This window comes from Nocardia sp. NPDC004068 (genome assembly GCF_042874315.1).
Taxonomy (GTDB): domain Bacteria; phylum Actinomycetota; class Actinomycetes; order Mycobacteriales; family Mycobacteriaceae; genus Nocardia.
This window is the reverse complement of record NZ_JBIAMW010000007.1, coordinates 369,146-392,265: the sequence shown is the minus strand read 5'-3', so window position 1 is coordinate 392,265 and position 23,120 is coordinate 369,146. Positions and strand designations below refer to the sequence as shown.

At 69.5% G+C, this 23,120-nt stretch carries 24 protein-coding genes and 1 riboswitch; of the genes, 16 read left to right on the top strand and 8 right to left on the bottom strand.

Translation table 11 applies throughout. The features are described from left to right. Nucleotides 1–39 precede the first annotated feature (39 nt). Nucleotides 40–465, bottom strand: a complete 426-nt coding sequence (locus tag ACFYTQ_RS20490) for a hypothetical protein (protein ID WP_387362951.1) — start codon at nt 463–465, stop codon at nt 40–42. Between the two features lie 143 nt (nt 466–608). Here ACFYTQ_RS20490 and ACFYTQ_RS20485 point away from each other — a divergent pair, with 143 nt between their 5' ends. The 5 genes from ACFYTQ_RS20485 to ACFYTQ_RS20465 all read left to right on the top strand — a co-directional run bounded on the left by ACFYTQ_RS20485 (nt 609) and on the right by ACFYTQ_RS20465 (nt 5,064). Beyond that, nucleotides 609–1,184, top strand: a complete 576-nt coding sequence (locus tag ACFYTQ_RS20485; RefSeq protein WP_387362948.1) for a hypothetical protein — start codon at nt 609–611, stop codon at nt 1,182–1,184. 177 nt (nt 1,185–1,361) lie between these two features. Beyond that, entirely contained in the window at nt 1,362–2,408 is a 1,047-nt protein-coding gene (locus tag ACFYTQ_RS20480) for an NAD-dependent epimerase/dehydratase family protein (protein ID WP_387362945.1), read from the top strand. A gap of 41 nt (nt 2,409–2,449) precedes the next feature. Then, nucleotides 2,450–3,631 carry an MFS transporter gene (locus ACFYTQ_RS20475; RefSeq protein WP_387362942.1) on the top strand — a complete coding sequence of 394 codons (1,182 nt, stop codon included), beginning with the start codon at nt 2,450–2,452 and terminating at the stop codon, nt 3,629–3,631. Nucleotides 3,632–3,859: 228 nt separating this feature from the next. Further along, nucleotides 3,860–4,666: a DUF6585 family protein gene (locus ACFYTQ_RS20470; protein WP_387362939.1), complete on the top strand. Its 807-nt coding sequence runs from the start codon at nt 3,860–3,862 to the stop codon at nt 4,664–4,666. Between the two features lie 29 nt (nt 4,667–4,695). Continuing rightward, complete coding sequence (locus ACFYTQ_RS20465; RefSeq protein ID WP_387362936.1) at nt 4,696–5,064, top strand: hypothetical protein; 369 nt, start codon at nt 4,696–4,698, stop codon at nt 5,062–5,064. A gap of 14 nt (nt 5,065–5,078) precedes the next feature. On the opposite strand, the gene ACFYTQ_RS20460 is transcribed toward ACFYTQ_RS20465, so the two are convergent. Together ACFYTQ_RS20460 and ACFYTQ_RS20455 are read right to left on the bottom strand one after the other, a co-directional pair. Beyond that, a complete protein-coding gene (locus tag ACFYTQ_RS20460; RefSeq protein WP_387362933.1) occupies nt 5,079–5,525 on the bottom strand; it encodes a 6,7-dimethyl-8-ribityllumazine synthase in 447 nt (148 codons plus the stop codon). A 71-nt stretch (nt 5,526–5,596) separates the two neighbouring features. Beyond that, nucleotides 5,597–5,759, bottom strand: a riboswitch (FMN riboswitch). A 70-nt stretch (nt 5,760–5,829) separates the two neighbouring features. After that, a complete protein-coding gene (locus ACFYTQ_RS20455) occupies nt 5,830–6,348 on the bottom strand; it encodes a hypothetical protein (RefSeq protein ID WP_387362931.1) in 519 nt (172 codons plus the stop codon). A gap of 191 nt (nt 6,349–6,539) precedes the next feature. Between ACFYTQ_RS20455 and ACFYTQ_RS20450 the strand changes: the two genes are divergently transcribed. The 4 genes from ACFYTQ_RS20450 to ACFYTQ_RS20435 all read left to right on the top strand — a co-directional run bounded on the left by ACFYTQ_RS20450 (nt 6,540) and on the right by ACFYTQ_RS20435 (nt 8,879). After that, nucleotides 6,540–6,707, top strand: coding sequence for a DUF4236 domain-containing protein (locus tag ACFYTQ_RS20450; RefSeq protein WP_387362930.1), 168 nt, complete (start codon nt 6,540–6,542; stop codon nt 6,705–6,707). A 48-nt stretch (nt 6,708–6,755) separates the two neighbouring features. Beyond that, the gene (locus tag ACFYTQ_RS20445; RefSeq protein WP_387362928.1) at nt 6,756–7,700 is read left to right on the top strand and encodes an erythromycin esterase family protein; all 945 of its coding nucleotides are present in this window, start codon (nt 6,756–6,758) and stop codon (nt 7,698–7,700) included. Nucleotides 7,701–7,798: 98 nt separating this feature from the next. Continuing rightward, nucleotides 7,799–8,368, top strand: a complete 570-nt coding sequence (locus tag ACFYTQ_RS20440; RefSeq protein WP_387362926.1) for an EF-hand domain-containing protein — start codon at nt 7,799–7,801, stop codon at nt 8,366–8,368. A gap of 97 nt (nt 8,369–8,465) precedes the next feature. Continuing rightward, nucleotides 8,466–8,879 (top strand): hypothetical protein, encoded by a 414-nt coding sequence (locus ACFYTQ_RS20435; RefSeq protein WP_387362924.1) that lies wholly within the window; start codon nt 8,466–8,468, stop codon nt 8,877–8,879. A 100-nt stretch (nt 8,880–8,979) separates the two neighbouring features. Here the strand turns inward: ACFYTQ_RS20435 and ACFYTQ_RS20430 are convergent, their stop codons facing one another. After that, a complete protein-coding gene (locus ACFYTQ_RS20430) occupies nt 8,980–9,792 on the bottom strand; it encodes an LLM class flavin-dependent oxidoreductase (RefSeq protein WP_387362922.1) in 813 nt (270 codons plus the stop codon). A gap of 142 nt (nt 9,793–9,934) precedes the next feature. On the opposite strand from ACFYTQ_RS20430, the gene ACFYTQ_RS20425 reads away from it, so the two are divergent. Beyond that, complete coding sequence (locus tag ACFYTQ_RS20425) at nt 9,935–11,026, top strand: helix-turn-helix domain-containing protein (RefSeq protein WP_387362920.1); 1,092 nt, start codon at nt 9,935–9,937, stop codon at nt 11,024–11,026. After that, a complete protein-coding gene (locus tag ACFYTQ_RS20420; RefSeq protein ID WP_387362918.1) occupies nt 11,023–11,706 on the top strand; it encodes an alpha/beta fold hydrolase in 684 nt (227 codons plus the stop codon). The genes ACFYTQ_RS20425 and ACFYTQ_RS20420 overlap by 4 nt, the downstream gene beginning before the upstream one ends. 29 nt (nt 11,707–11,735) lie before the next feature. Here the strand turns inward: ACFYTQ_RS20420 and ACFYTQ_RS20415 are convergent, their stop codons facing one another. Together ACFYTQ_RS20415 and ACFYTQ_RS20410 are read right to left on the bottom strand one after the other, a co-directional pair. Then, nucleotides 11,736–13,529: a hypothetical protein gene (locus ACFYTQ_RS20415; protein ID WP_387362916.1), complete on the bottom strand. Its 1,794-nt coding sequence runs from the start codon at nt 13,527–13,529 to the stop codon at nt 11,736–11,738. Nucleotides 13,530–13,711: 182 nt separating this feature from the next. Next, nucleotides 13,712–14,446: a CPBP family intramembrane glutamic endopeptidase gene (locus ACFYTQ_RS20410; protein ID WP_387362914.1), complete on the bottom strand. Its 735-nt coding sequence runs from the start codon at nt 14,444–14,446 to the stop codon at nt 13,712–13,714. Nucleotides 14,447–14,616: 170 nt separating this feature from the next. On the opposite strand from ACFYTQ_RS20410, the gene ACFYTQ_RS20405 reads away from it, so the two are divergent. Next, entirely contained in the window at nt 14,617–15,048 is a 432-nt protein-coding gene (locus ACFYTQ_RS20405) for an EXLDI protein (RefSeq protein ID WP_387362912.1), read from the top strand. Nucleotides 15,049–15,078: 30 nt separating this feature from the next. Further along, complete coding sequence (locus ACFYTQ_RS20400; RefSeq protein WP_387362910.1) at nt 15,079–17,211, top strand: MMPL family transporter; 2,133 nt, start codon at nt 15,079–15,081, stop codon at nt 17,209–17,211. Nucleotides 17,212–17,218: 7 nt separating this feature from the next. Here ACFYTQ_RS20400 and ACFYTQ_RS20395 read toward each other — a convergent pair whose 3' ends face one another. Both ACFYTQ_RS20395 and ACFYTQ_RS20390 read right to left on the bottom strand, forming a co-directional pair. Beyond that, nucleotides 17,219–18,160 carry an RluA family pseudouridine synthase gene (locus ACFYTQ_RS20395; RefSeq protein WP_387362908.1) on the bottom strand — a complete coding sequence of 314 codons (942 nt, stop codon included), beginning with the start codon at nt 18,158–18,160 and terminating at the stop codon, nt 17,219–17,221. 48 nt (nt 18,161–18,208) lie between these two features. Next, a complete protein-coding gene (locus ACFYTQ_RS20390) occupies nt 18,209–18,640 on the bottom strand; it encodes a TIGR03667 family PPOX class F420-dependent oxidoreductase (RefSeq protein WP_387362906.1) in 432 nt (143 codons plus the stop codon). A gap of 108 nt (nt 18,641–18,748) precedes the next feature. On the opposite strand from ACFYTQ_RS20390, the gene ACFYTQ_RS20385 reads away from it, so the two are divergent. From ACFYTQ_RS20385 to ACFYTQ_RS20375, 3 genes are all read left to right on the top strand, one after another. Further along, nucleotides 18,749–20,713 carry a S9 family peptidase gene (locus tag ACFYTQ_RS20385; protein WP_387362904.1) on the top strand — a complete coding sequence of 655 codons (1,965 nt, stop codon included), beginning with the start codon at nt 18,749–18,751 and terminating at the stop codon, nt 20,711–20,713. A gap of 142 nt (nt 20,714–20,855) precedes the next feature. Further along, nucleotides 20,856–22,142, top strand: a complete 1,287-nt coding sequence (locus tag ACFYTQ_RS20380; protein WP_387362902.1) for a SidA/IucD/PvdA family monooxygenase — start codon at nt 20,856–20,858, stop codon at nt 22,140–22,142. Between the two features lie 31 nt (nt 22,143–22,173). Next, nucleotides 22,174–23,115 (top strand): methionyl-tRNA formyltransferase, encoded by a 942-nt coding sequence (locus tag ACFYTQ_RS20375; protein ID WP_387362900.1) that lies wholly within the window; start codon nt 22,174–22,176, stop codon nt 23,113–23,115. Nucleotides 23,116–23,120: the final 5 nt, after the last annotated feature.

The window sequence follows — 23,120 nt, the reverse complement described above, 5'->3', positions numbered from 1 at the left end:
GCTCCAGGGAGGGGCGATCGGTTCTCTTGTTGGTGAGGTTCAGGTTCGCGGGTTGGCCGACGAGGAACTCTCCCTCAGTTCACGAAGCGTCTTGCCCGATCGAACGTGAACCCAGTTGTGCCAGCCGTCGACTTCAGTTCCCACCAGCGTTTTGAGAGCGGGCGAGGGTGCGCTGTAGACGCCTTCGGACGTTTGCAGCATCCCTTCCGAGGTCACGATGGCAGTGAAGACCTGTCCCTTTCGTACGCGTTCGTGACGGAGTTCGTCGCCCGCCTCCAGCAGCCCTGCCGCCAGCAAAGGGGCAAGGCGTCCGGTTCTCGACTTCGACAGTTTGAAGGTTTCCGGGCGTGCTGGGGGGTCCCCGAGCAGTAACCGCCGCAGTACATCGTTGGGTTGCTCGAAGCCCTGTCGGTGCTGCACGAGGGCATCGAAGACCTCCTCGTCCACGCTGATCTGGTGCTCCACCTGCCCATCTCCTTCACTGGGGGAATCTTGCTCTTGAAGACTACAACGTTCTCGAAGTAAAAGCGAACACCGGCGAGTCGAGCGACGCCGACTGGCGGGTCGCCCCCTCGATTCGCTACCGTAGGCGGGCTATGAATGGGGCAGTGACGGCTTCTCCCGCGGCCTGGCGGGTGGATGATGGGGCGGCGGTTTCGTTTCGGGACGCGACGGTGGCGTGGGCGTTGGCCGCGCACGGGGTGCTCGTCGAAACCGCAAAGGGTTACGGGCATTTCGTGACCATCAACGATCTCGGCGCGCAGGTGCAGGAGATGTCGGGGGTGCGGACCGGGGCGCCTACGCGGACATGGGTGGACGCCGTGTTGCGGAAGGTCGCGCGGCGGTGCCATGCGGCGGGGGAGCCGCCGTTGACGGCATTGTGCGTGCGGCCCAATCACACCGTCACCGATAGTTATCGGTATGTGCTCGAGTTGGCGGGGCTGCCGGTGCCGGAGGACATCGAACTGCATGCCGCGTACGCGCGGTGGCAGTGCTATGCGGCACACGGGACCGATGTGCCCGTTGGGGTTCCGCCGCTGACGCCCAAGGTCGCGGCCAAGCGTGGGTTGAGCGTCGAGCGCGCGGAGCCGAAGGCCGAACCGGCTCGGGCGCGGATGTGCGGTGAGTGTTTCGTGCAGCTGCCCGCTAGCGGAATCTGCGGGTTCTGCAACCCATCTCGGTAGGCCCTTCGCTTCGCTCAGGGACAAGAGGTGGTTGCTCAGGGCCAAGAGGTGGTTCCCCTGGGCCAAGAAGTAGCTGCTCTGGGACAAAGGGATCGTCCGCTAGACTGCGCCGAGTTCTTTCCGAGTTGTGCGCTTTCTGAATACCTGTGACCCCGATACGAAACGGATGGCGATGGTATGGCGGATGAAACAGTGCTCGTGACCGGTGGGACCGGCTTTCTGGCCACCCGGTGTATCGCCCAGGCGCTCGGCGCGGGGTATCGCGTGCGGACGACCGCGCGGGACAATGCTGCGGCGCAACGGATTCGGGAACAGGTGGGGGCCGCGGGGGCCGCCGACCCGTACGCGGTCGAGGTCGTTCCGGCCGATCTGACCGGGGACGGGGGCTGGGCCGAGGCCGTCGACGGGTGCGACTACGTCCTGCACGTCGCCTCGCCGGTGCCCGCGGGCCAGGTGGCCGACGAGAACGAGGTGCTCGTCCCCGCGCGCGACGGCACCCTGCGTGTGCTGCGCGCGGCCCGCGCCGCCGGGGTCCGCCGCGTCGTGGTCACCTCCTCCTTCGGCGCCATCGCCTACGGCCATCCGGACACGAAACGCCCCTTCACCGAGGAGCAGTGGACGAATACCGACGAGCCGGCGCTCGCCCCGTTCGTCCGGTCCAAGACCCTCGCCGAGCGCGCCGCCTGGGATTTCGTCGCCCGCGAGGGCGGTCTCGAACTGTCGGTGATCAATCCGGTCGGCATCTTCGGACCCGTTCTGGGACCGCGCTTTTCGACGACCATCCCGCTCATCCTGAAACTGCTCGACGGCACCGCGCCCGCCCTGCTGCCGCTCACCTTCGCCGTGGTCGACGTGCGCGACGTCGCCGATCTGCACCTGCGTGCCATGACCCATCCGGCCGCCGCGGGCGAACGCTTCATCGCCGCCGCGGGGGACGTCATCGCCATGCCCGATATCGCCGCGCTGCTGCGCGACCGGCTCGGCCCCGACGCCGACCGCGTCCCCACCAAACAGCTGCCGCTGTGGATGGTCAAGGCCGCTGCCAAGATGGTCCCCGGCATGGCCGAACTCGGTCCGAACCTGGGCCGGGTCCGCCGCGCGAGCAATGTCAAGGCACGCGAAACCCTCGGCTGGACACCGCGTTCCACCGAGGACACCCTGCTCGACACCGCCCGCAGCCTGTTCGCCCACGACCTGGTGCACGCCGCCGCGGTCGCCCGATAATTCCGTGGCGCGCCGACGGCGCACCTGTCAGGCTCGATGGAATGCGGTCGTACCGAGAGGTTTTGAGCGCCGCGGCGGTGCGCAACGTGCTGCTGCTGGGCGTGCTCGTGCGCATCCCGTTCTTCGCCGCCACCGTCCTGCTGGCCCTGCACGTCGTGCAGACACTGCACGGCTCCTACGCGCAGGCGGGCGCGCTCGCCACGGTCGTGACCCTGTGCACGGCCGCGAGCGGTCCGTGGCGGGGACGGATGCTGGATCGCCTGGGCCTGCGCCGTACCCTCGCGCCCTCGCTCGTCGTCGGCGCGGTCTGCTGGTCGATCGCCCCGTTCGTCTCCTATGTCCCGTTGCTCGTATTGGCCGCCGCGGCAGGGCTTTTCGACATCCCCGTCTTCGGGGTGGTGCGGCAGGCCGTGATCGCGGCGACCACCGAACGCACCCGGCAGGCCGCGCTGGCCCTGGAGTCGGTGTCGGTGGAGGCGGCGTTCATGATCGGGCCCGTCATCAGCGTCGCGGCGACCACGGTCGGCTCGACCGGGACGGTGCTGTTCGGCGTGGAGTGGTCGATGATTCTCGCGGGCGCGCTGATGTGGTGGTGGAATCCGCCGCTGCGCGGCGAATCCGGCGACGGATCGTCGGTGGTGCTCCGGCGGCACTGGTTCCGCGTCGAATTCGTCGCCGTCTGCCTGGGCGCGACCGCGGCGGTGGCCGTGCTCGCCGCCGCCGAACTCACCTTCGTCTCCGCGATCCGGGAATTCGGGGCGCAGCGGTGGCTGGGCGTGGTGATGGCGGTGTGGGGATTCGGTTCGCTGGTGGGCGGTTTGGTGTACGGCGCGATGCGGCGGTCGATCTCGACGTTCCTGCTGCTGGCCGGGCTCGGCGCGGTGACGCTGCCGATGGCCCTCGCGAACGGTCCGTTCCCGCTGGCCGTCGCCGGGCTGGTGGCCGGACTGCTGTGCGCCCCAACGATTACCGCCTCCGTCGACCAGCTCAGCCGGATCGTGCCCGAGGGCGGGCGCGGCGAGGCGATCGGATGGCACGGGGCGGCGATGACGCTGGGCACCGGCATCGGCAGCAGCATGGCCGGGTTGGCGATCGACGCCGGGGGTTCGGCGGCGGGATTCGGGGCGGCGGGCGTGCTCGGCCTCGGCGCGGGCGCCGGATTGGCGATGGTGGCGGGTCTGGGCGCGCGGCCGTCGGCGCGGGAGTACGCTCCGGTGCGCTGAATTTCGCCAGGCGTTTTGTTTCGTGTGAGAATTTCGCCGGTCGGGAGTCCGAACTTTCGGCGCGTCGAATGCGCATACCGGTAGCACGATGCGACCCGGTGGAATACGCTTCGCGCGGAGAAACCGCCTATTGGAGGGATATTGACCACCACCCCGAGCACGCTGGAGCGCGGCGACGGGGGAACCGATGGCCGGCGACCGGTGCCCCTGACACAGCTCATCCACCTCATGTCCGAGTACGAGCGGCTGGGCGCACATCGGCAGACGTTCCAGCCCGCTCCCATCAGCAACGACACGGTCGTGCGCGGCTGTGCGCTGGTGGCGGGCGGGCTGCTCGTCGTAGGCGTCATCTGCGCGACGGCGGGCTCCCTCGTCGGCAGTGCGGCGGTCGCCGTGCTGGCCCTGGTGCCGCTGTCGGCCCTCGGCCTGCGCGGCCAGCACAACAGACGCCGCCGCGGCGCCCGGCTGGACCTGTTCGACCACGGCATGACCGTGTACTTCTCGGGCCAGGAGATCGTCGCGTTCCGTTGGGAGACCGTCCAGATCCGGCAGCTGGTGATCCCCTTCCGCCCCGCCGACGCCGCGGCCACCGATTATTCGTTCACCGTCACCGGACCGGGCGGGGCGCACGCCGAATTCGACGAACAGCTGTTCGCGAACGCGCGGGAATGGGGTCCGCACATCCAATCGGCCGTCACCGCAACGCAATTGCCGCGCGTGGTCGCCGTCATCGACGCGGGCCGCACAGTCGATTTCGGGGATATCACGGTGAGCCTGGACGACATCGCTTACCAGGGCGTCGCCTACGCGTGGGAACGGGTGCAGACCATCGACGCCCGCGACGGCATGGTCCGTCTCAAATGCGACGGCCACTGGATCTCGCTGGCCCCGGTCGGCACGATCCCCAACTTCTACATCTTCAACGAGGTCGCCGAACGTCTGCGGATGGCCGCCGCCACCGACCGGATCGCCCTCGAGCCCGCCCCGGCCGAGGCCGACCAGGACACCGACGAGGACGAGAACCTCAGCGCCTGAGGCGTTTTGGACAACCGCGGGAGGACCCGATGGCCGACGTCAGCGACGAGATGATGCGCACGCGGATCGCGCAGGCCGCGCCGTACACCCTCGTGCTGCTGCGGAAGGCGCCGGATTTCGATGCGCAACAGGCGTTTCCGATCATCTGGGAGCACGGCCGCCGCAATATGTCGCTGCAACTGGATGGCATCATGCCGATCATCTGCCCGATCCGCGACGATTCGTCCATGGCCGGGGCGGCGATCCTGACCGTCGGCCTCGACCGCGCCCGCGAACTCCTGGACGCCGACCCGGGCGTGCGGGCGGGCATCTTCACCTACGAACTGCACGCCTGCACCAGCTTTCCCGGCTCGGTCCTCCCGCCGCCCGCGACCCCGGAACCCGAGTTCCCGCGCTGACTCAGGGTGGGCCGCTAACTCACCCCCACGGGCGCTTCGAGGGTGGCGGCGATGGCGTCCGCGAGTTCGGTGCCCTTGATCTCGAAGTGGCGGGCGAAGTAGGTGAGGTGCTCGCCGTGTTCGTGGAAGTGGTGGGGGGTGAGCACGGCCGAGAACACCGGGACATCGGTGTCGAGTTGGACGCGCATGAGCGCGTCCACGACCGTCGAGGCGACGAAGTCGTGGCGGTAGATGCCGCCGTCGACCACCAGGGCGCAGCCGGCGAGGGCGGCGTACCGCCCGCTGGTCGCCAATCGCTTGATCCGCAACGGGATTTCGAAGGCGCCGGGCACCTCGATCACCTCGACCTCGGGGTAGCCGTGCTCGGCGAGCCGGGCCTGGGCGGCGGCGACGGCCTTGTCGACGATGTCGGCGTGCCAGCGCGCGGCGACGAGGGCGATGCGGTGGGACGTGGGTGACATAGTTCCTCCATGTTCGCGGTGTCACCCAGGGCAACGCGAACGCCGAGCGGCCGCGCACGACCGCCCCGGTCCCGCGTTCTCTTCCATCCGGACTGTGACCGTCGGCTCCGGATTCGCACCGGAATCTGCTCGACCCACGACCTCGCGGCCGTGGCGCTCGCGGGCTCGGACACCCGGACCTGCCCGAATGCCATCACCGCCGGTGGGGAATTCCACCCCGCCCTGAGAACGTGTACGCAGCGGACCTTAACAACGCCCGCGGCCGACAGGCAATGAATTCGCGCACCCGCGAGCGAAATCACCGTCACACGAAGGCGACGGTGATCACCTTCCCGGTGCCCGACAGCACGCCCGCGCCGAGGCAGCCGCCGATCATCTCCGGCGTCAGCACGTTGTAGTCCGCCACGATCCGCACCCGGCGTCCGGCCCCCAGCCCGTCGATGACGTCCAGTTCGCCGACGGTCGGCTGCACGATCCCCACCGGCCACTCCCCGCGCACGGTACTGGTCTCCCCGTCCGACCAGTAGATGGTGAACGTCAGCGGACCCTCCGCGGGCCGCAGGCAACTCGACACCGACTCGTGCACCCCCGCCACCGTGGCCCCGCCGATCCCGTCGAGCCCCACGCAGTCCCGCAGCACCCCCGCCGTGGTGAAGGTGACCTGTCGCGGAATCATATTGATCGGCTGGTCCACCGCCCAGGTGAGATCGCCGTTGCCGCACCCGCTGCCCCCGCTCGGCTCCGCCTGCGCCACACCGCCGAACGGCGCGACGGCGAGTACGCAAAACACCACTCCGGCACAGATTTTCGCCCGCGTGAACATGCGAATCCTCCCTCACGGCCCTCGGACGAAAGCCTAGCGGTCGAGCCGAGGATTATCGAAAACCGCTGCGGCGCAATGTCTTGCTAGCAATGGCAAGGTCGTGCCAGGACTGGCGGTGGCCCGTGTCACGCCCGCACAGGATTAGCGTCGTGCCCGCCGGTTATCCAGGGGACGAGTTCTAGGAGGTCGTCATGCCCATCAATTTCCGTCAACGTAAATCCTTCGGGCCGCTGAAGTTCAACTTCACGCGGTCGGGTCTGTCCTCGTGGGGCATCAAGATCGGGCCGTGGTCGTGGAATTCGCGCAGCCGGAAGAACAGCGTCGATCTGCCGGGGCCGTTGAGCTGGCGGCAGCGCTGAATCCGGCGGCCTTGACCTGAACTTCGGTTCAGGTAGCAGGCTGGCCGCATGACAACGTTCAGCACCGCCGTCGGTTCCTGGGTCGAGCGGGAAGCCCATCCGCTGCGCACGCTCGACCCGGCGGCGGCGCTCACCGATCTGGAACCGTTCGGCGAGATGGTGGGGGAGGCGAGCGTGGTGGCGCTCGGCGCCGCGACGCGGGATACGCGCGAGTTGTCCGCCGTGGCGCATCGGCTCGTCCGATATCTGGTGGAGCGCAAGGGTTTCCGTGCCGTCGTCTTCGAGGGCGACGACGCCGTCAGCGCCGCGGCCGACGCGTATGTGCGCGACGGGAGCGGCGACCCGCGCGCCTTGCTGGCGCACGCGCGGAGCTTCTGGCGCACGGAGGAGCTTCTCGAGGTCCTCGTCCGGCTGCGGGACCACAATCGGCGACATCCGGCGGATCCCGTGCGGATCGCCCACCCGGAGCCCGATCGGTACGTCGGGCCGGGGACGGGCGGGCTTGAGGAGATCGAACGGATGTTGGCGGACAACGTCATCCGGTGGCACGAGAACACCGGGGACAAGATCGTCTACTGGGGTGGGACGGCGCACACGGCCGCCGCGGCGGCGCGCACCGTACGTTTCGCGGGTCGGTGGGTGACGCACCGCAACGCGGGCGGGTATCTGCGGCGGCATTTCGGGCCGGGCTACCTCTCGGTGGGGCTCACCTTCGACCACGGGACCTCCATGGCCTACGAATTCCCCTCGCCGCCAGCGGATTTCGCCGAAGCCGCGCTCGGCGGGGCCGACGCCTTCCTGCTGGATCTGCGCGCGGCCGGCGACGACGTGCGGCCCTGGCTGGATCGACCGGCGAAGACCCGGCTCATCGGTCCCGAATACGATCCGGCCGACGACGCCGCGTACCACCTGTCCGGCGGCACGGTCGCCGAATGGTTCGACGTGGTCGTGCACAACCAACTGGTAACGCCCGCGCGACTTCTCGGTTCCTGAGGTCGTTCGATCCTTACCATTGGGGACGCTGAGCAAGACATCTGTGTGGTTCCACCCGATCCGGGTCCCGTCGACCCGGCCTGCCGCGGAGGTGTGTCATGTCGGTTCCCGATTTTCTCGCAGCGAAGATCAGCCACGGATTCGATCATCTGGATGTGGACGGCGACGGTCGGCTGACCGAGCACGACCACGTCCTCTACGGCCGGCGCGCCGCCGCCGGGCTGGGGCATCCGCCCGGCTCCGACGCCGAACGCAGCATCATCGATGCGTACGTGGCGATCTGGCGCGACCTGCACCTGCCCCACATTCCCGACGGCGGCACCGCGATCACCAAGGAGCAGTTCGTCACCTCCACCCGCGGCCTCGCCGACGACCCGGCCGCCGCCGACGCCACCGTGGGCGCCCTGGCCGACGCCTTCCTCGCCATCGCCGACACCGATGCCGACGGCACCGTGGACCCCGCCGAATTCCTGGCCTTCCAACGCGGCCACTTCCCCAACCTCAGCGAAGCCGAGATCCACGAGGCGTTCACCCACCTCGACACCGACGGGGACGGCCGCCTGTCCCCGGAGGAGTTCCGCCGAGCGGTGATCGACTACTGGTCCAACCCCGACCCCGACGCCCCGGGCAATTGGTGGATGGGGCGCCCGAATTTCGGGCTGGGCTGAACGGCCGCCGGGCGGCGAATCTCGCGGGCGCGCTGGAGGATTGGCGCGCCTGCGTCGAAAGATGCTATCCGGAAGAATCTTTGGTTGACTCGACCGGGTGAAGATCAAATATCTCGCCGGATCGGCGCTTTTCGCCGCGGCACTCACCATGGCGGGCGGCGCGGTCGCGGGCGCGGCTCCCGCGCAGGCCGTGGACGACGACACCGTGTACTTCAGCTACGCCGGTTCGAACTGTTCGATACACGCCAATGGCGATGTGGGGTGCGATATCCCCGGTGGCACCAATTTGTACGGGATCCAGGTGAACGACCTCGCGATCGATCTGCCGTTCCTGCCCGCGCACCCCACGTTCGGCCTCACCGGCCCTCACGGAATCGCTGGCAGCCCACAGATTTCGGGCACCCTCACCAATGGCGGGGCCAGTTGCACCGGCGGCGGTCGGGGCGCGTTGTACTGCACCTCGAAGGGGCACAGCTTCAGCTTCGGCTGGTCGGGAACCACCGTCAGCTGACGGCTCGCGCTCGCGGCATCACTGGCCGGTGCCGATCAGGCGGGTGGCCGCGTCGCGGATCACTGGCCGGTGCCGATCAAGCGAGCCGCCGCGTCACGGATTACCGGCCGGTGCCGATCAGACGGGCCGCCGCGTCGCGGATCACCGCCGCGGCCTGGGAGTGGGTGCTGATCTCGGGCACCTGCACCAGCCACCAGGTCGCTCCGGCGGCGCGGTACTCCTCCGGGTCGCGGTCGGCGGTGCCCGCGACCGCGACCTCGAAACCGTCGAGGCCGCTACGGAATTCGCCGATGATGTCGAGCATCGCGGCCAGATCGGCGGGTGACGCCTCCGGGCAGCACCCGTCGAATCGGGCCGCCCGCCGCAGCGGCGCGCGGTGCAGCGACTGCGTCGCCACCCAGATCGGAATGCGCGGAACCTGTACCGGGCGGGGCAGGAAACTCAACCCGTCCACCCGGAAGTGCGGACCGCGGTGCTCGACCACCCCGCCCTGCCACAGGGCGGTGATCACCTCGAGGCTCTCGTCGAGCAGCCGCGCCCGCGCCCGCGGGTCGGCCTCCTCGCCCAGCGCGGTGAGCTCACCGCCGTTGTTCGACCCCAACCCGACGCCGAGCACGAAGCGTCCCCCACCGAGTTGGTCCAGGGCCACGGATTGCCGTGCCACCTCGTGCGGCCGCCGCCGCGACAACGGCGTCACGCGCGGCCCGAACCGCACCGTGCGGGTCGCGGCCGCGATCGCCGCCGAGGCGATCCACGCATCGCACACCGGCAACCCCGGATGCTGCGGCCGGACCACGTGGTCCCAGACGAAGACCCCGTCGAAACCCGCCGACTCGGCCGTGGCCGCGAGATCGGCCAGCACCCGCGGATCGGCCAGTTCCCCGAACGGCGGCAGATACACCCCTAGGCGCATCGGCCCAGCGTAGAGCGCCGACCGGCGTCGAATCGGCCGACACTCCGGTACCTGGCGGCACGCTCGGCCGAACCCGTTGCGGGCGAGACGGATTCGTCCGGATTTCGACATCGTCGGCGCGGCGGCGGGGAGGATGGGGGCTGTGCCCGATATCTCCGCGGCGACCGACGAGGTCGAACCCTCCGAGCGGGAGGGCTATTGGCATCACGTCCTCGGTGACACCTTCGCGCCGGTGAACCTGGAGGGCTGGGATCTTTCCCCGGACCCGATGGCGCGGCTGACGGGGACGGTCCGCGGCCGGATGCTGTTCGCCGAGCTGACCGCGAGCCCGCACATCCATCGGCGGACGCGGCGGTGCATCCGGCGATCGGACGCGGCGTACTTCCAGATCGCCGTCCTGACCGAGGGTGCCGCGTCCCTGGAGCAGGACGGTCGGATCGCCGAGCTGACGCCGGGCGATTTCGTCGTCTACGAGAACTCGCGGCCGTTCACCTGGACGTTCTCCCGCCCGTGGTCGGTATCTGTGCTGTCGGTGCCCTCGGAGGTGGTACCGCTCGGCGAGGCCGAGCGCCGCGGCGTCAGCGGGCGGGTGCTGTCCGGGCGGCACGGATTGTCCGGAGTGGTCGGCAGATTCGTGCTCGACCTCGTCCGGCACGGTGCCGACGTGCCGGAGTCCCGGTCCGAGGAGATCCTGGCCCGCACCACCGATCTGGCGGTGTGCCTGCTCGCCGAACCCGGCGAGGTCCGGCACGCCGACGCCGCGCAGCGGAGTCTGACGACGCGCGTCAAAGCCCATATCGAGCAACATCTTTCGGACCCGGCGTTGTCGCCCAACGACATCGCCGCGGCGGCGCACATCTCGACGCGATACCTGCACAAGCTGTTCCAGGCGGAGAACGAGTCGGTCGCGCTGTACATTCGCCGTCGCCGTCTGACGCGGGTGCGCGCCGAACTGCTCGAACGCCGGTGGGCGCACCTGAGCATCGCGACGCTCGCGCATCGCAACGGCTTCGGCGATATCAGCGGATTCCATCGGGTCTTCCGCGCGACCTACGGAATCAGCCCCGGCGAACTGCGGCGCGGGCACGCCCGCCGCCCGGAAGGCGATGATGCGCTCTCGTCCCCATCGAGTGCGCGGACGTCCGCGCCGGAACCACCCCTGATCACCGACGATGTGACCGGCAGTTCCGGGTGCGCGAATCCCGCCGCCCTGCCGACGAGGAGGTTGCCATGAGCAAACCGACGATCGTGCTCGTCCACGGTGGCTTCGTGGACGGCGCCGGGTGGCGCGGCGTCTACGACGAACTCACCCGCGACGGCTTCAACGTGCGCGTGGTCCAGAACGCCACCACATCCCTCGCCGACGACGCCGCGACCACCCGTCGGATCCTCGACGGCGTCGACGGCGACGCGGTCCTCGTCGGACACTCCTACGGCGGCGCGGTCATCACCGAATCCGGCACCCACCCCAAGGTCGGTGCCCTGGTGTACATCACCGCCTTCGCCCCCGACAAGGACGAATCGGTGAACAGCCTCCTCGCCACCTTCCCGCAGGACGGCCCGCAGCCCCCGATCCTGCCGCCCGTCGACGGCTACCTGTTCCTGGACCGAACCAAGTTCCACGACTCCTTCGCGGGTGACCTCACCGCGCAGGACGCCGCGTTCCTGGCCGACGCCCAGGTCCCGTGGGGCCTCGACGCGCTCGGCGGAGCGATCACCGACCCCGCCTGGCGCGGCAAGCCCAGCTGGTACCTGCACGTCACCGAGGACAGGATGATCCCGCCCGCCGCCCAACTGTCGATGACCGAACGCATCGGCGCCACCATCACCGAAACCCCCGGCAGCCACGCCATCTACGTCTCCCGCCCGGACGTCGTCGCGAACCTTATCCGCACCGCCGCCGCCGCGGTCTGATCGCGGCCGCGCCCCGCCGGGTCGCTCGCTCAGCCCGAAATGGCGTACGGGCGGCGGATTTTGCGGGCCGCGTCGAGGATGCCGAGGATTCGCGAGCCGGGGAGGCCGATGTTGGCGCCGATGGCTACGGGGGTCCAGGATTCGTCGGCGAGGGTGAGGATTTCGGCGAGCTGTTCGACGGGGAGTTTGGACAGGCCGCGTTCGGAGATCTCGCGGGCCACGGCCCATACCTCCACGTCGTCGATTTCGGCGGCGTAGTCGGTGTCGTCCTCGGTCGGAGGTTCGGGGTCGATCTCGTCGTCGGGGTTCACGGCGACGGGGGCGGGGGCCGCGACGGGGTAGGCGCGGCGGGGCGAGGGCGGGTCGAGGGGGGCGTCGTCGAGGACGAGCTGGGTTGCACGGTCGATCGCCTCGTGGGTGCGGGACCTGCCCGTCTCGGGTTCCGGGGCGGGGAGGGGGCGCCGGGTGTAAGGATGTTCGGCCCCGGCTGTTCGCTTACTCGTGGGTCGATTCTCCTTGGGCGCCCGGTCTTTTCCCGTGCTGCCCGGAGGGGGTGTCGTATCGTTCTCGTCCGGCCGGTCCGAATCGTCGCGCTCGGAAATCTGTTCGGCCGCAGCGTGATTCGGTGCCACGTCCCCGCCCGGCTCGGTACCGAGGGGGTACAGCACCGGGTGCCCGTTGTGCGAGCCGTTTCTCGCGGGAGCCGGGTCTTGGCCGTTCGGAATTCGGTGGCCGTTGCGGACGACGGGCTCGCTCGGCTCCGACGGGTGCGTATGACCGTTACGGCCGTGCGACGCGGCCGAATTCGGCTCCGCCCCGGCGACCGCCGTCCGAATCTCGGTATGCGCGTGACCGTTCCGCCCCGTCGTCTCGGTGGCTTCCCGATGCTCCGGGTTGTACTCGACCACGGGCTCGGGCGCGCGATACCGCCCCGAGAAGACGTCCGCGTACCCCTCCCCGAGCTCGCGGCCGCCGGTGGCGTATCCCGACGTGAGGGCGAGCCCGGCCGAGCCGAATCCGTCCGCCACATCCGCCCGTTCACTGGTGACGACCGTCGACTCCGCGTCCCGATCCTCGAGGGGCACCGCGTCGATCAACTGCGCGTACCGTGCCGACACCCACGCGTGCAGCCAGATCACCACGCCCACCATCACGGGAGCGACGGCGGCCTCCGCGGCACGAGCGGGTGCATGCGAGACCAGATGCGGCCCCGCGTTCAACGCGATGGTGACGCCGAGCAGGGCCGCCTCCAAGAAAACCACCTTGCCCCGGGCGATTTCGCGTCCCCAGCGGGCGGCCGTCGTGGCCACGACCATGATGGTGATGATCGGGATCGAGATCATCGCCTCGAAGCCGTAGCTGAGCCAGTACAGCGGGTCGCGCATATCGCCGCTGGGCACGAGGTTGTGCTGCACGTTCACCCCGGCCCACAGCATCCCGAGCACGACCACGCCGATCAGGGCGCGCGAGGACCACTCGGCGCGGCGATACAGCTGGGCCAGACGCGCGTCCGGGCTCGACACGCGACGGCGGGCCGCCAGCGCGCGACGATGCCAGCGCAGGTCGGCGTCCTCGGCGCGGCGGACCGACAGCGCGACGCGCCGGTCCCGCTTCTCGGCGGTCAGCTCGGCCGCGACGGCCCGGCGGCGCTGGCGGCGGCGCTGGGCCCGAATCCATTCGGCCAGTTCGCGTTCCGCGGCGAGTTCCGCCTCGGACAGCTCGTCGAACAGCGCGGGGTCGCTCTGCAGCGGCAGTTTGCCGCGCGCGGTCGCCACGCGCTGCGCCAACGCCGCGATCTCGGAAGTGCCGGACTCGTCTTTCATGGCCTCGCTCCGCTCGGCGGGGTGGTGTGCGTTTCCGCGTGGTGCAATGCCTGAGGGCGATCACTCGAACGTATGTGTGATCGAGGTGAGAGTAATCCGTGACCTGTCCGTGGTCAATGCTCGATCCGAACACCAGTTCGGTGACGCGCCCGAAAACGCCCCGCTACCGGCGACTTTCGGGATCAGCGAAATGCGACATGCCACGCCAGCGCGGCGGCCACCGCGCCGGCGCCGTTGAGCGACCAGTGCAGCGCGATCGGCGCGAGCAGACTGCCGCTGCGACGCCGCAACCAGGTGAACACGGCCCCCGCCGCGGCCGTCGCGACCACGGCGAGGCCGATGCCCGCGACCTGCCCGGCCACCCCGCCGCCGAGAATGCCGCTCAATCCGCGATTGCCGCTGGTCAAACCGAGCGACGAGGCGATGTGCCAGAGCCCGAAAAGCAGTGAACCAGCGGCGAATACGCCCCGCACCCCCGACGCGCGGTCGAGCGCGCCGTGCAACACGCCGCGAAACGCCAATTCCTCCGGAATGGCGGTCTGCAACGGAATGACGATCATCGAGGCGACCAGCGCGCCCGACACCGTGGCATATCGATCGGCCAGAAAGAACGGCCGCGTGATCGGCAGCAGCGCGCCGATACCGACGGCCGCCAGCACGATGCCGACCGAGCCGAGCGCGTACACCGTCCCGCGCCGCCAGTGCCGTGGCGAGAGTCCGAGTTCGGCCCAGCCGAGTCCGCGTCGCCGCATCAGAGCCACCAGCGCGATCGCCGCGAGCGGAACGGTGACGACGTTCGCCCACGCCGAGGTGAAGTGCGCGATCAGATTCGTCCCGGCCAGCACGACGACAACGACGGCCACGTCGAGCCAGGCGTGCAGGCGTCGGGGCGGGTCGGCGTTATCGGTTCGAGACATCGCGGCAAGTCTACGTTCATCCGCTCGGGGCGCCGCGGGCATGTCCGGCCGAATTACCCCTTGCTCTATATGTATACGTCTACGTATAGTCGGCGCAGGGCGCGACGGCCGTCGAGCCCGACGCGCGGACCCGGGTGCGTCACAGGAGTCAATCCGCGAATGGAGAAGTCATGACCACCGAATCGGAACCCGCGAACGTGCTCGAGGACGCGTTGCGCGAGATCGTCGTCAAGGACGGCCCCAACGGCCTGCGCGGCAAACGCTTCACGGGCCGCTTCCTGGCCCGCACGCGCGACTGCACCAAGGTCGGGATCGAGAGTCACGAGGTCTACCGCAGCCGCACCGGCAAGTTCGTCGTGCAGCGCCACATGGCGGAATGGGCCGAGTTCCCGAACCGCAAAATTGTTGTGGCGGACCTGGGTTCGAGCTGGAAGAATTGGCGCAACTTGTTCGGCCTCGGGCCCGAGGAGCCGGACTGGGGGGACTACTCCGTCGAGATCGTCGACTCGATCGACGAACTGCGCGAGCACATCCCGGCGAAACTGCATCGCCGGGTCGTCGCCGCGGTGGAGACCCCGTACACCGAGGATCTGAACATCTGACACCCGGTCGACGGGAAAGGAACTTTCGACATGTTCGCACGGTTGGGCCGCTTGGTCGTCCGCCATCCGTGGAAGACCATCGGTCTGTGGGTGCTGATCGTCATCGCCGTGGTCGCCACGGCGCCGAAGCTCACCTCCACCACCGACCAATCCGACTTCCTGCCTTCGCATTACGAGTCGATCCAGGCGGCGCAGCTCCAGGAGAAGGCGTTCCCGCAGGTGTCCGCGCCCGCGGCGATCATCGTCTTCGAACGGTCCGACGGCGCGCCGCTCACCGACGCCGACGCCGCGACCGTCGCGGCCGTCACCACCCAGTTGAGCGATGCCCACCTGGCCGACGTCACCGCGATCCAGGCGACGCCGCCGTCGGAGAACCGCCTGATCCAGATCGCCGCGGTGCAGATGACGAAGGTCACCAGCGCCGGGGACACGCGCCAGGCCGACGCGGTCAAGGCGTTGCGAAAAGCCTTGCACCCCAAGGTCGACGGCACCGATCTGAAGGCGGGCATCACCGGTCAGGCCGCACAGGGTCTCGACGCGCAGGAGTCCTCGACCAAGGGTCTGGCCATCATCGGCATCGCCACGATCGTGCTGATCCTGGCCCTGCTCCTGGTGATCTTCCGCAGCCCGGTCATCGCGCTGTTGCCGATCGTCGTGATCGGCGCGGTCACGGGTGTGGTCAACGGCCTGATCGGTTGGGTCAGCAAGGGTTTCGATCTGAAGATCGACAGTTCGGTCAGCTCGATCCTCGTCGTCGTGCTCTACGGCGTCGGTACCGATTACATACTGTTCCTGATGTTCCGCTATCGAGAACGGTTGCGGGCGGGCGAGGATCCGAAGACGGCCATGGTGTCGGCGGTGAGCCGGGTCGGCGAGGCCATCACCTCGGCGGCGGGCGCGGTGATCATCGCCTTCATGGCGCTGATCCTGTCCACGCTCGGCATGTTCCGCTCGCTGGGTCCGGCGCTGGCGATCGCGGTCGCGGTGGCGTTGCTGGCGGGGCTGACGCTGGTTCCGGCGATCGTATCGCTGTTGGGCACCAAGGTGTTCTGGCCGTCGAAGGCGTGGAAGTCCGAGCCGAAGGGGGCGCGGTTCGGCGCCGTCGGCGGCGCGCTCGGACGGCGTCCGGCGGTCTTCGCGGGAGTGTCGGGCCTGCTGCTGATCGCCTTCGGCGCCATCGCGATCGGCTTCAATCCGACCTTCGATCTCACCTCCGGATCGACCTCCGACGCGTCGGAATCGGTGGTGTACAGCAAGGATCTGCTCAAGGGCCTGCCCGCGGGCGTCACCCAGCCCTCCGATGTGCTGCTGAAATCGCCCGGTCCGCTGACCGACGAACAGCTGACGGCCTATCGCAACGCCCTGCGCGTCGACGGCGTCGGGCAGGTCGCCGATCCCGTTGTGTCCGTGGACAAGACGGTCGCCGACTTCAAGGTCACCCTGGCGTCGGCGCCGGAATCCGACGCCGCCCTCGCCACCGTGCGGGGTCCGCTGCGGGACGCGGCGCACGCGGCGGCGCCACCGGGCAGCACGGCCGTCGTGGGTGGTCTGACGTCGGTGTTCGTCGACTTCCAGGCCGCCATGAATCACGACTACGCCGTCGTGTTCCCCGTGGCGGCGATCCTGATCATGATCGTGCTGGCGCTGTTGCTGCGCAGCCTGGTCGCACCGTGGTACCTCATGTTCTCGGTGTTCCTGGGCTTCGCCGCGACGCTGGGCGCGGCGGTGCTGGTGTTCCAGCATCTCCAGGGCCAGACCGGGCTGATCTTCACGCTTCCGTTGATCATGTACCTGTTCGTGGTCGCGCTCGGCACCGACTACAACATCCTCATGGTGGCGCGGTTGCGGGAGGAGGCCCGCGAGGGCAACGAACCCCGGCAGGCGGCGGCGCTGGCCGTCCGGCACACCGGTCCGACCATCGCGGCGGCCGGTGTCATCCTGGCGGGCACCTTCGCCTCCATGATGCTCGCGGGCAATACGGTGTTGTCGCAGATGGGATTCGCCATCTCGGTCGGCATCGCGATCGCCGCGTTCGTCATGGCGATGTTCTTCACCCCGGCGCTGACCGCGCTGATCGGACACATCGCCTGGTGGCCCGGCCACGGTGACGCGGTACGGGAACCCAAGGAGGACACCGACATTCGGCCCTCGGTCGAAGTCTGACGATCCCTCACCCGGACCGGCCCGCGGCCCAGCCCCGCGGGTCGGTCCACGCCTGCAAGGTGCGGGTGGTCCGGAAGCGACGGGGTTCGCGCGTGATCGGATCGGTGAATTCCATTGCGGTCGCGAGCAATTGGAGCGGCCGGGTGAAGTCGTCGACCGGGCGGTCGGTGATCTCGGGATAGAAGTCGTCCCCCAGAATCGGGATGCCGAGCCCGTTCATGTGCAGGCGCAGTTGATGGGTGCGCCCGGTCTCCGGCACCAGCCGATAACGCCCGAGGCCGTCGCGGTGCTCGAGCAGTTCGACCCGCGTCTCGGCGTTGGGTTCGCCGTCCACCTCGAACGCGCGAAGGATGTTGCGCTCCTTGACGATTCGGCTGCGGATCGTGCGCGGAAGGGTGAGTTCCGGGTCGTAGCGCGCGATCGCCTCGTACTCCTTGTGCACCCGCCGCTTGTGGAACAGGGTCTGGTACGCGCCCCGGCGGGCCGGATCGATGACGAACAGCACGAGTCCGGCCGTGGCCCGGTCGAGCCGGTGTGCGGGGATCAGATCGGGCAGATCCAGCTCGCGGCGCAACCGCACCAGCGCGGTTTGGAGAATGTGCTGTCCGCGCGGGATCGTCGACAGGAAGTGCGGCTTGTCGACCACCAGCAACGCGTCGTCTCGATGGACGATCGTGATCTCGAAGGGCACCTCGGTCTCGACGGGCAGATCCCGGTGGAACCAGACCGCCCCACCGGGCACATACGCCGCGTCGGGCGCGATCGGCCCGTCCAGATCGACGATCGCGCCCTCGGCCAGCAGCTGATCGATCCGTTCGGCGGGCACCCGCGGCAGCCGTTCCACCAGATGGTCGCGAATGGTCACCCACGCGCCGTCCTCGGGAAGCCGGAGCCGCGCGGGATCCAATCCGTGCCGCTTACCCAACGGCGGCCGCTGCCTGCGTCTCATCGCCTACGACAGTAGCTGGCGGGTAACACGATCCGGCTACCGGTCGTTTCAGAAGCCGCGCACCCGATCGGGGACGATCCGGATCAAGGTCGAGTAGTCACCGTAGAAGCCCTCGGGAGTATACTTCAGCCGGTCCATGTTCTCGCGGTATTTGCTTGTGTACGAATCGATTTCGTCGGCGGTGGCCCCGCTCGGATCGATCCGCGCCGCACCCGTCAGCACGACGATGTCACCGCCGTCGGGGCCGCTGTTCAAGTTCAGGGCGACCCGCGGGTTCGCCGCGATATTGCGCAGCTTCGCCTGGTCCGGACGGCTGAACACCAGCAGTTCGCCGCCGTGCCACAGGAACCACACCGGGTTGGGCTGCGGCGTCCCGCTCGGCCCCACGGTGGTCAGCCACCCCAGCGCCTCCTTCCCGAGGCGCTCCACGACACGCCCCCCGAACTCGGTTCCCTCGTCGATGACCGCCGAACCCGTCATATCGCCTCCTCGATAGCAGAACGCCGTCGCGTCCGACAACACCCTTGCCGCCCAGTCCATTCCGCCTCGTGCACGCGTCCCGACTCGAACGCCGGTTAGCCTGGGTCCGTGAACCGCACACAGTCGCCTTTCGGGTCGTGGCCGACCCCGGTCACCTCCGAACTCGTCGTCGCCGCGGCGGTGCGATTGGGGGAGGTGCGGGTCGACGGGGACGACGTCTACTGGTCGGAGGGGCGGCCCGACGAGGGCGGGCGCACCCAGATCGTGCGGCGGGAACCGGACGGAACGCTGACCGATCTGCTGCCGGAGGGCATGGACGCGCGGACGGCGGTACACGAGTACGGCGGCGCGGCGTGGTGGGTTCGCGACGGCGTGGTCTGGTTCGCGAACTGGGCCGATCAGCGACTGTATCGGCTGGCGCCCGGGGGCGCGCCGGAGGCGATGACCCCGGCGCCCGCCGCGCCGCGCGGCGATCGGTACGGCGACGGTGAGGTCGTCCCGGACGGCACCGGCGTCGTGGCCGTGCGGGAGCACCATCCCGTCGGCGGGCGCGGGGCGATCGATGTGCGCAACGAGATCGTCCGGCTGGCGGCGGACGGTGTGCCCGAGGTGCTGGTGAGCGGCCCGGACTTCGTCGTCGCGCCGCGGGTGAGCCCGGACGGGCGCGCGCTCGCGGTGGTGTCGTGGGATCACCCGGCCATGCCGTGGGACGACACCGTGCTGCGGGTGCGTGACCTCGCCAGCGGCGTCGACACGATCGTCGCGGGCGGGCCGGGGGAGTCGGTGCAGGAACCGCGCTGGCAGGACGACGGCTCGCTGCTGTTCCTGTCCGATCGGAACGGGTGGTGGAATCTCTACCGCTGGACGCCGGGCGGCGAGGTCACCCCGGTGATCGAGATGAACGCCGAGATCGGCACGCCCGCTTGGCAATTGGGTTCGGCGCGGTACGCCGTGCTCGGCGACGGGGGCATCGTGTTCGCGCGCTGGCGCGACGGCTACGACGGACTCGGACTGCGCGCTCCGGACGGCTCGGTGACGGATCTGGAGGTGCCGTTCTCCGCGATCGCCGCCGTCGCGCGGGTCGCGGCCGCCGCCGTCGTGGTGGTGGCCGCCACCCCGACCGCCGAACCCGGGGTGTATCGCGTCGAAATCGCCGACGGCACACCGCGTATCGAGGTGCTGCGCCCGCCGCGTGACCTCGGCCTCGACGCCGCGTCCATCTCGGTCCCCGAGCCGATCTCCTTCCCGTCGGTCGACGGCTCCGGCACGCCGCGGACCGCGCACGCCCTGTTCTATCCGCCCGCGAGCGGAGACTTCGACGGCCCGGACGGCGAACTCCCCCCGCTGCTGGTCATGATCCACGGCGGCCCGACCGCGCTCGCGATCCCCGCCCTGTCACCGCAGACCCAGTACTGGACCAGCCGGGGTTTCGCCGTCGTCGACGTCAACTACGGCGGTTCCACCGGCTACGGCCGCGCCTACCGCGAACTGCTCACGGGCACTTGGGGAATCGTGGACGTGGCCGACTGCCTCGCCGCCGCCCGCTGGCTCGGCGACCAGGGCCGCGTCGATCCGCGCCGCCTCGCCATCCGCGGCGGCTCCGCGGGCGGTTACACGACCCTGGCCGCCCTGGCCCGCCCCGACACCGTATTCGCCGCGGGCGCGGATCATTTCGGCGTCGCCGACCTCGAGGCCCTCGCCGCCGACACCCATAAATTCGAGAGCCGATACCTCGACGGCCTCATCGGCGAATACCCCGCCCGGCGGGACGTCTACCGCGAACGTTCCCCCATCCATCGCGTCGACCAACTCCGCAGGCCCCTGATCGTCCTCCAGGGCAGCGAGGACGCCGTGGTCCCGCCCAACCAGTCCGAGATGATCGTGGCAGCCCTGCGCGAACGCCGAATCCCGGTCGCGTACCTCGTCTTCGACGGCGAACAACACGGCTTCCGCCGCGCCGAGAACATCCGCCGCGCCCTCGACGCCGAATTGAGCTTCTACAGCCAGGTCTTCGGTTTCCCGCTGCCCCCGGAGGAAGGCATCGAGCCGATCACCGTCGAGAACCTGGGCTAGCCGGAACGCACCCGCCCCGCACCACCGGTACGTGGTGAGCACCACCCCGATCTCCCATACCCCTCGGCTGGCCCCGCCGAGCGATATAAGGTAAGCCTATGCAAACGTAGGTAACGCTTACTCGTAGGGATCGGAGCTCCCAGTGGACACACTTCTCGTGGTCGGGGCCGGGCCGAAGGCCATGGCGGTCGCGGCGAAGGCGCGGGTCCTTCGGGAGATGGGGCTTTCCGCGCCGCGGGTGATCGTGGTGGAAAGCCATGCCGTGGGCGGCAATTGGCTGCCCAGTGGGGGCTGGACCGATGGGCAGCATCGGCTGGGGACCAGCCCGGAGAAGGATGTGGGGTTCCCGTACCGGTCCACCTGGGCGCGCGGCCGCAATCGCGAGATCGATGCCGCGATGACGGCCTACAGCTGGACCTCGTTCCTCGTCGAGAACGGCACCTACGCCGAATGGGTGGACCGCGGCCGACCCAGCCCGCGCCATCACGTCTGGGCGCGCTACCTGCAATGGGTCGCGGCCGGATCCGGCGCGGAGATCGTCTCCGGCTCCGTGCGCCGCATCCGTCCCGCGACCGACGGCTGGCTGGTCACGGTCGACGAATCCGGCGGCGGCACCGCCGAAATCGACGCCGACGCCCTGATGATCACCGGTCCCGGCGACAGCCGCCGCGCCCTCGCCGACCACCCCAGGGTGCTCAGCATCGCCGACTTCTGGGACCTCGCGGGCAAGCGCGGCCTGCCCGCCTCCTCGCGCGCGGCGGTCATCGGCGGCGGCGAGACCGCCGGTTCGGCCCTGGACGAACTGGTCCGCCACGATGTGCTCACCGTCTCGGTCATCTCCCCGAACGCCACCATCTACACCCGCGGCGAAAGTTATTTCGAGAACGCCCTGTTCAGCGATCCGACCGCGTGGGCGGGCCTGAGCATCGACGAACGCCGCGAGGTCATCCGGCGCGCCGACCGCGGCGTGTTCTCGGTGCGCGTGCAGGAAAGCCTGATGAGCGACAATCGCGTCCACCACCTGCGCGGCCGCGTCATCCGCGTCGCCGGTCACGGCGACGGCGTCGCGCTCACCCTGCGAAACCTGCCGCGCCCGGACCACATTCACACCTTCGACCTGGTCGTCGACGCCACCGGCGGGCAGCCGCTGTGGTTCCTGGAGCTGTTCGACTCCGACGCCGCCGATCTGCTCGAACTCGCCGTGGGCGGTCCGCTCACCCAACAGCGCGTGGAGACGGCCATCGGCTACGACCTCGCCGTCACCGGTCTCGACGCCAAGCTCTACCTGCCCAACCTCGCCGCACTGTCCCAGGGTCCCGGCTTCCCGAACCTCAGCTGCCTGGGCGAACTCTCCGATCGCGTCCTCGCGCCCGCACCGGTCCGCGGCGCGCGTTCGCGGGGGAGGTCTGTTCTGGACGGGCGAAGATAGGTTAGGCTCAGCTTAGTTAACGGGAGGTTCAATGCGTATCGTGTCGTTCGGCTATCAGACCTGGGGTCGTGAAACCCTGCGGGCCCTCATCGATTCGGAACACGAGGTGGTGCTCGCCGTCACCCATCCGACCAGCGCCCAGTCCTACAAGGCGATCTGGAACGACTCGGTCGAGGAGCTGGCGCGCGAGCACGGAATCCCGGTCCACCTCACCGAGCGCGCCGACGCCGAGACCATCGATCTGGTCAAGCGGGCCGAGCCCGACCTCATCGTGGTCAACAGCTGGTACACGTGGATGCCCGCCGAGCTGTACAACCTGCCGCCGCACGGCACGCTGAACCTGCACGATTCGCTGCTGCCGAAGTTCACCGGCTTCTCCCCGGTGCTGTGGGCCCTGATCAGCGGTGAATCCGAGATCGGCCTCACCGTCCACCGCATGGACGACGGCCTGGACACCGGCGACATCCTGGTGCAGCGCAAGCTGCCGGTGCCGCCGGGCGCCACCGGCACCGAATTGGTCGAGGCCGCCATGGAACTCATCCCGGGCGCGCTCGGGGAGGCGTTGCACGCCCTGGACACCGGTACCGCCCGGTGGCGTCCGCAGAACAAGGCCGAGCGCACCTACTTCCACAAGCGCTCCGACCGCGACAGCCGCATCGACTGGTCCTGGCCCGCAACGGATCTGGAACGTTTCGTGCGCGCGCTGTCCGCGCCGTACCCGCGCGCGTTCACCTACTACCGCGGCGAACGCGTCGAGGTGCTCGAGGCCGCGGTGTCGGAGGCCCGCTACGGCGGCACGCCCGGTCGGGTGATCGTGCAGGAGGGCGGCGGCGCGGTCGTCTGCGGCCCGGACGCGTTCCGCGGCGGCAATCACGGACTGGTGATCCGGCGCGTGCGCATCGCGGCCGGAGACGAGCGTCCGGCTGCCGAATTCTTCGCTCGCGGTGGCTATCTCACCGACGCGCCCGAGTGATCCGT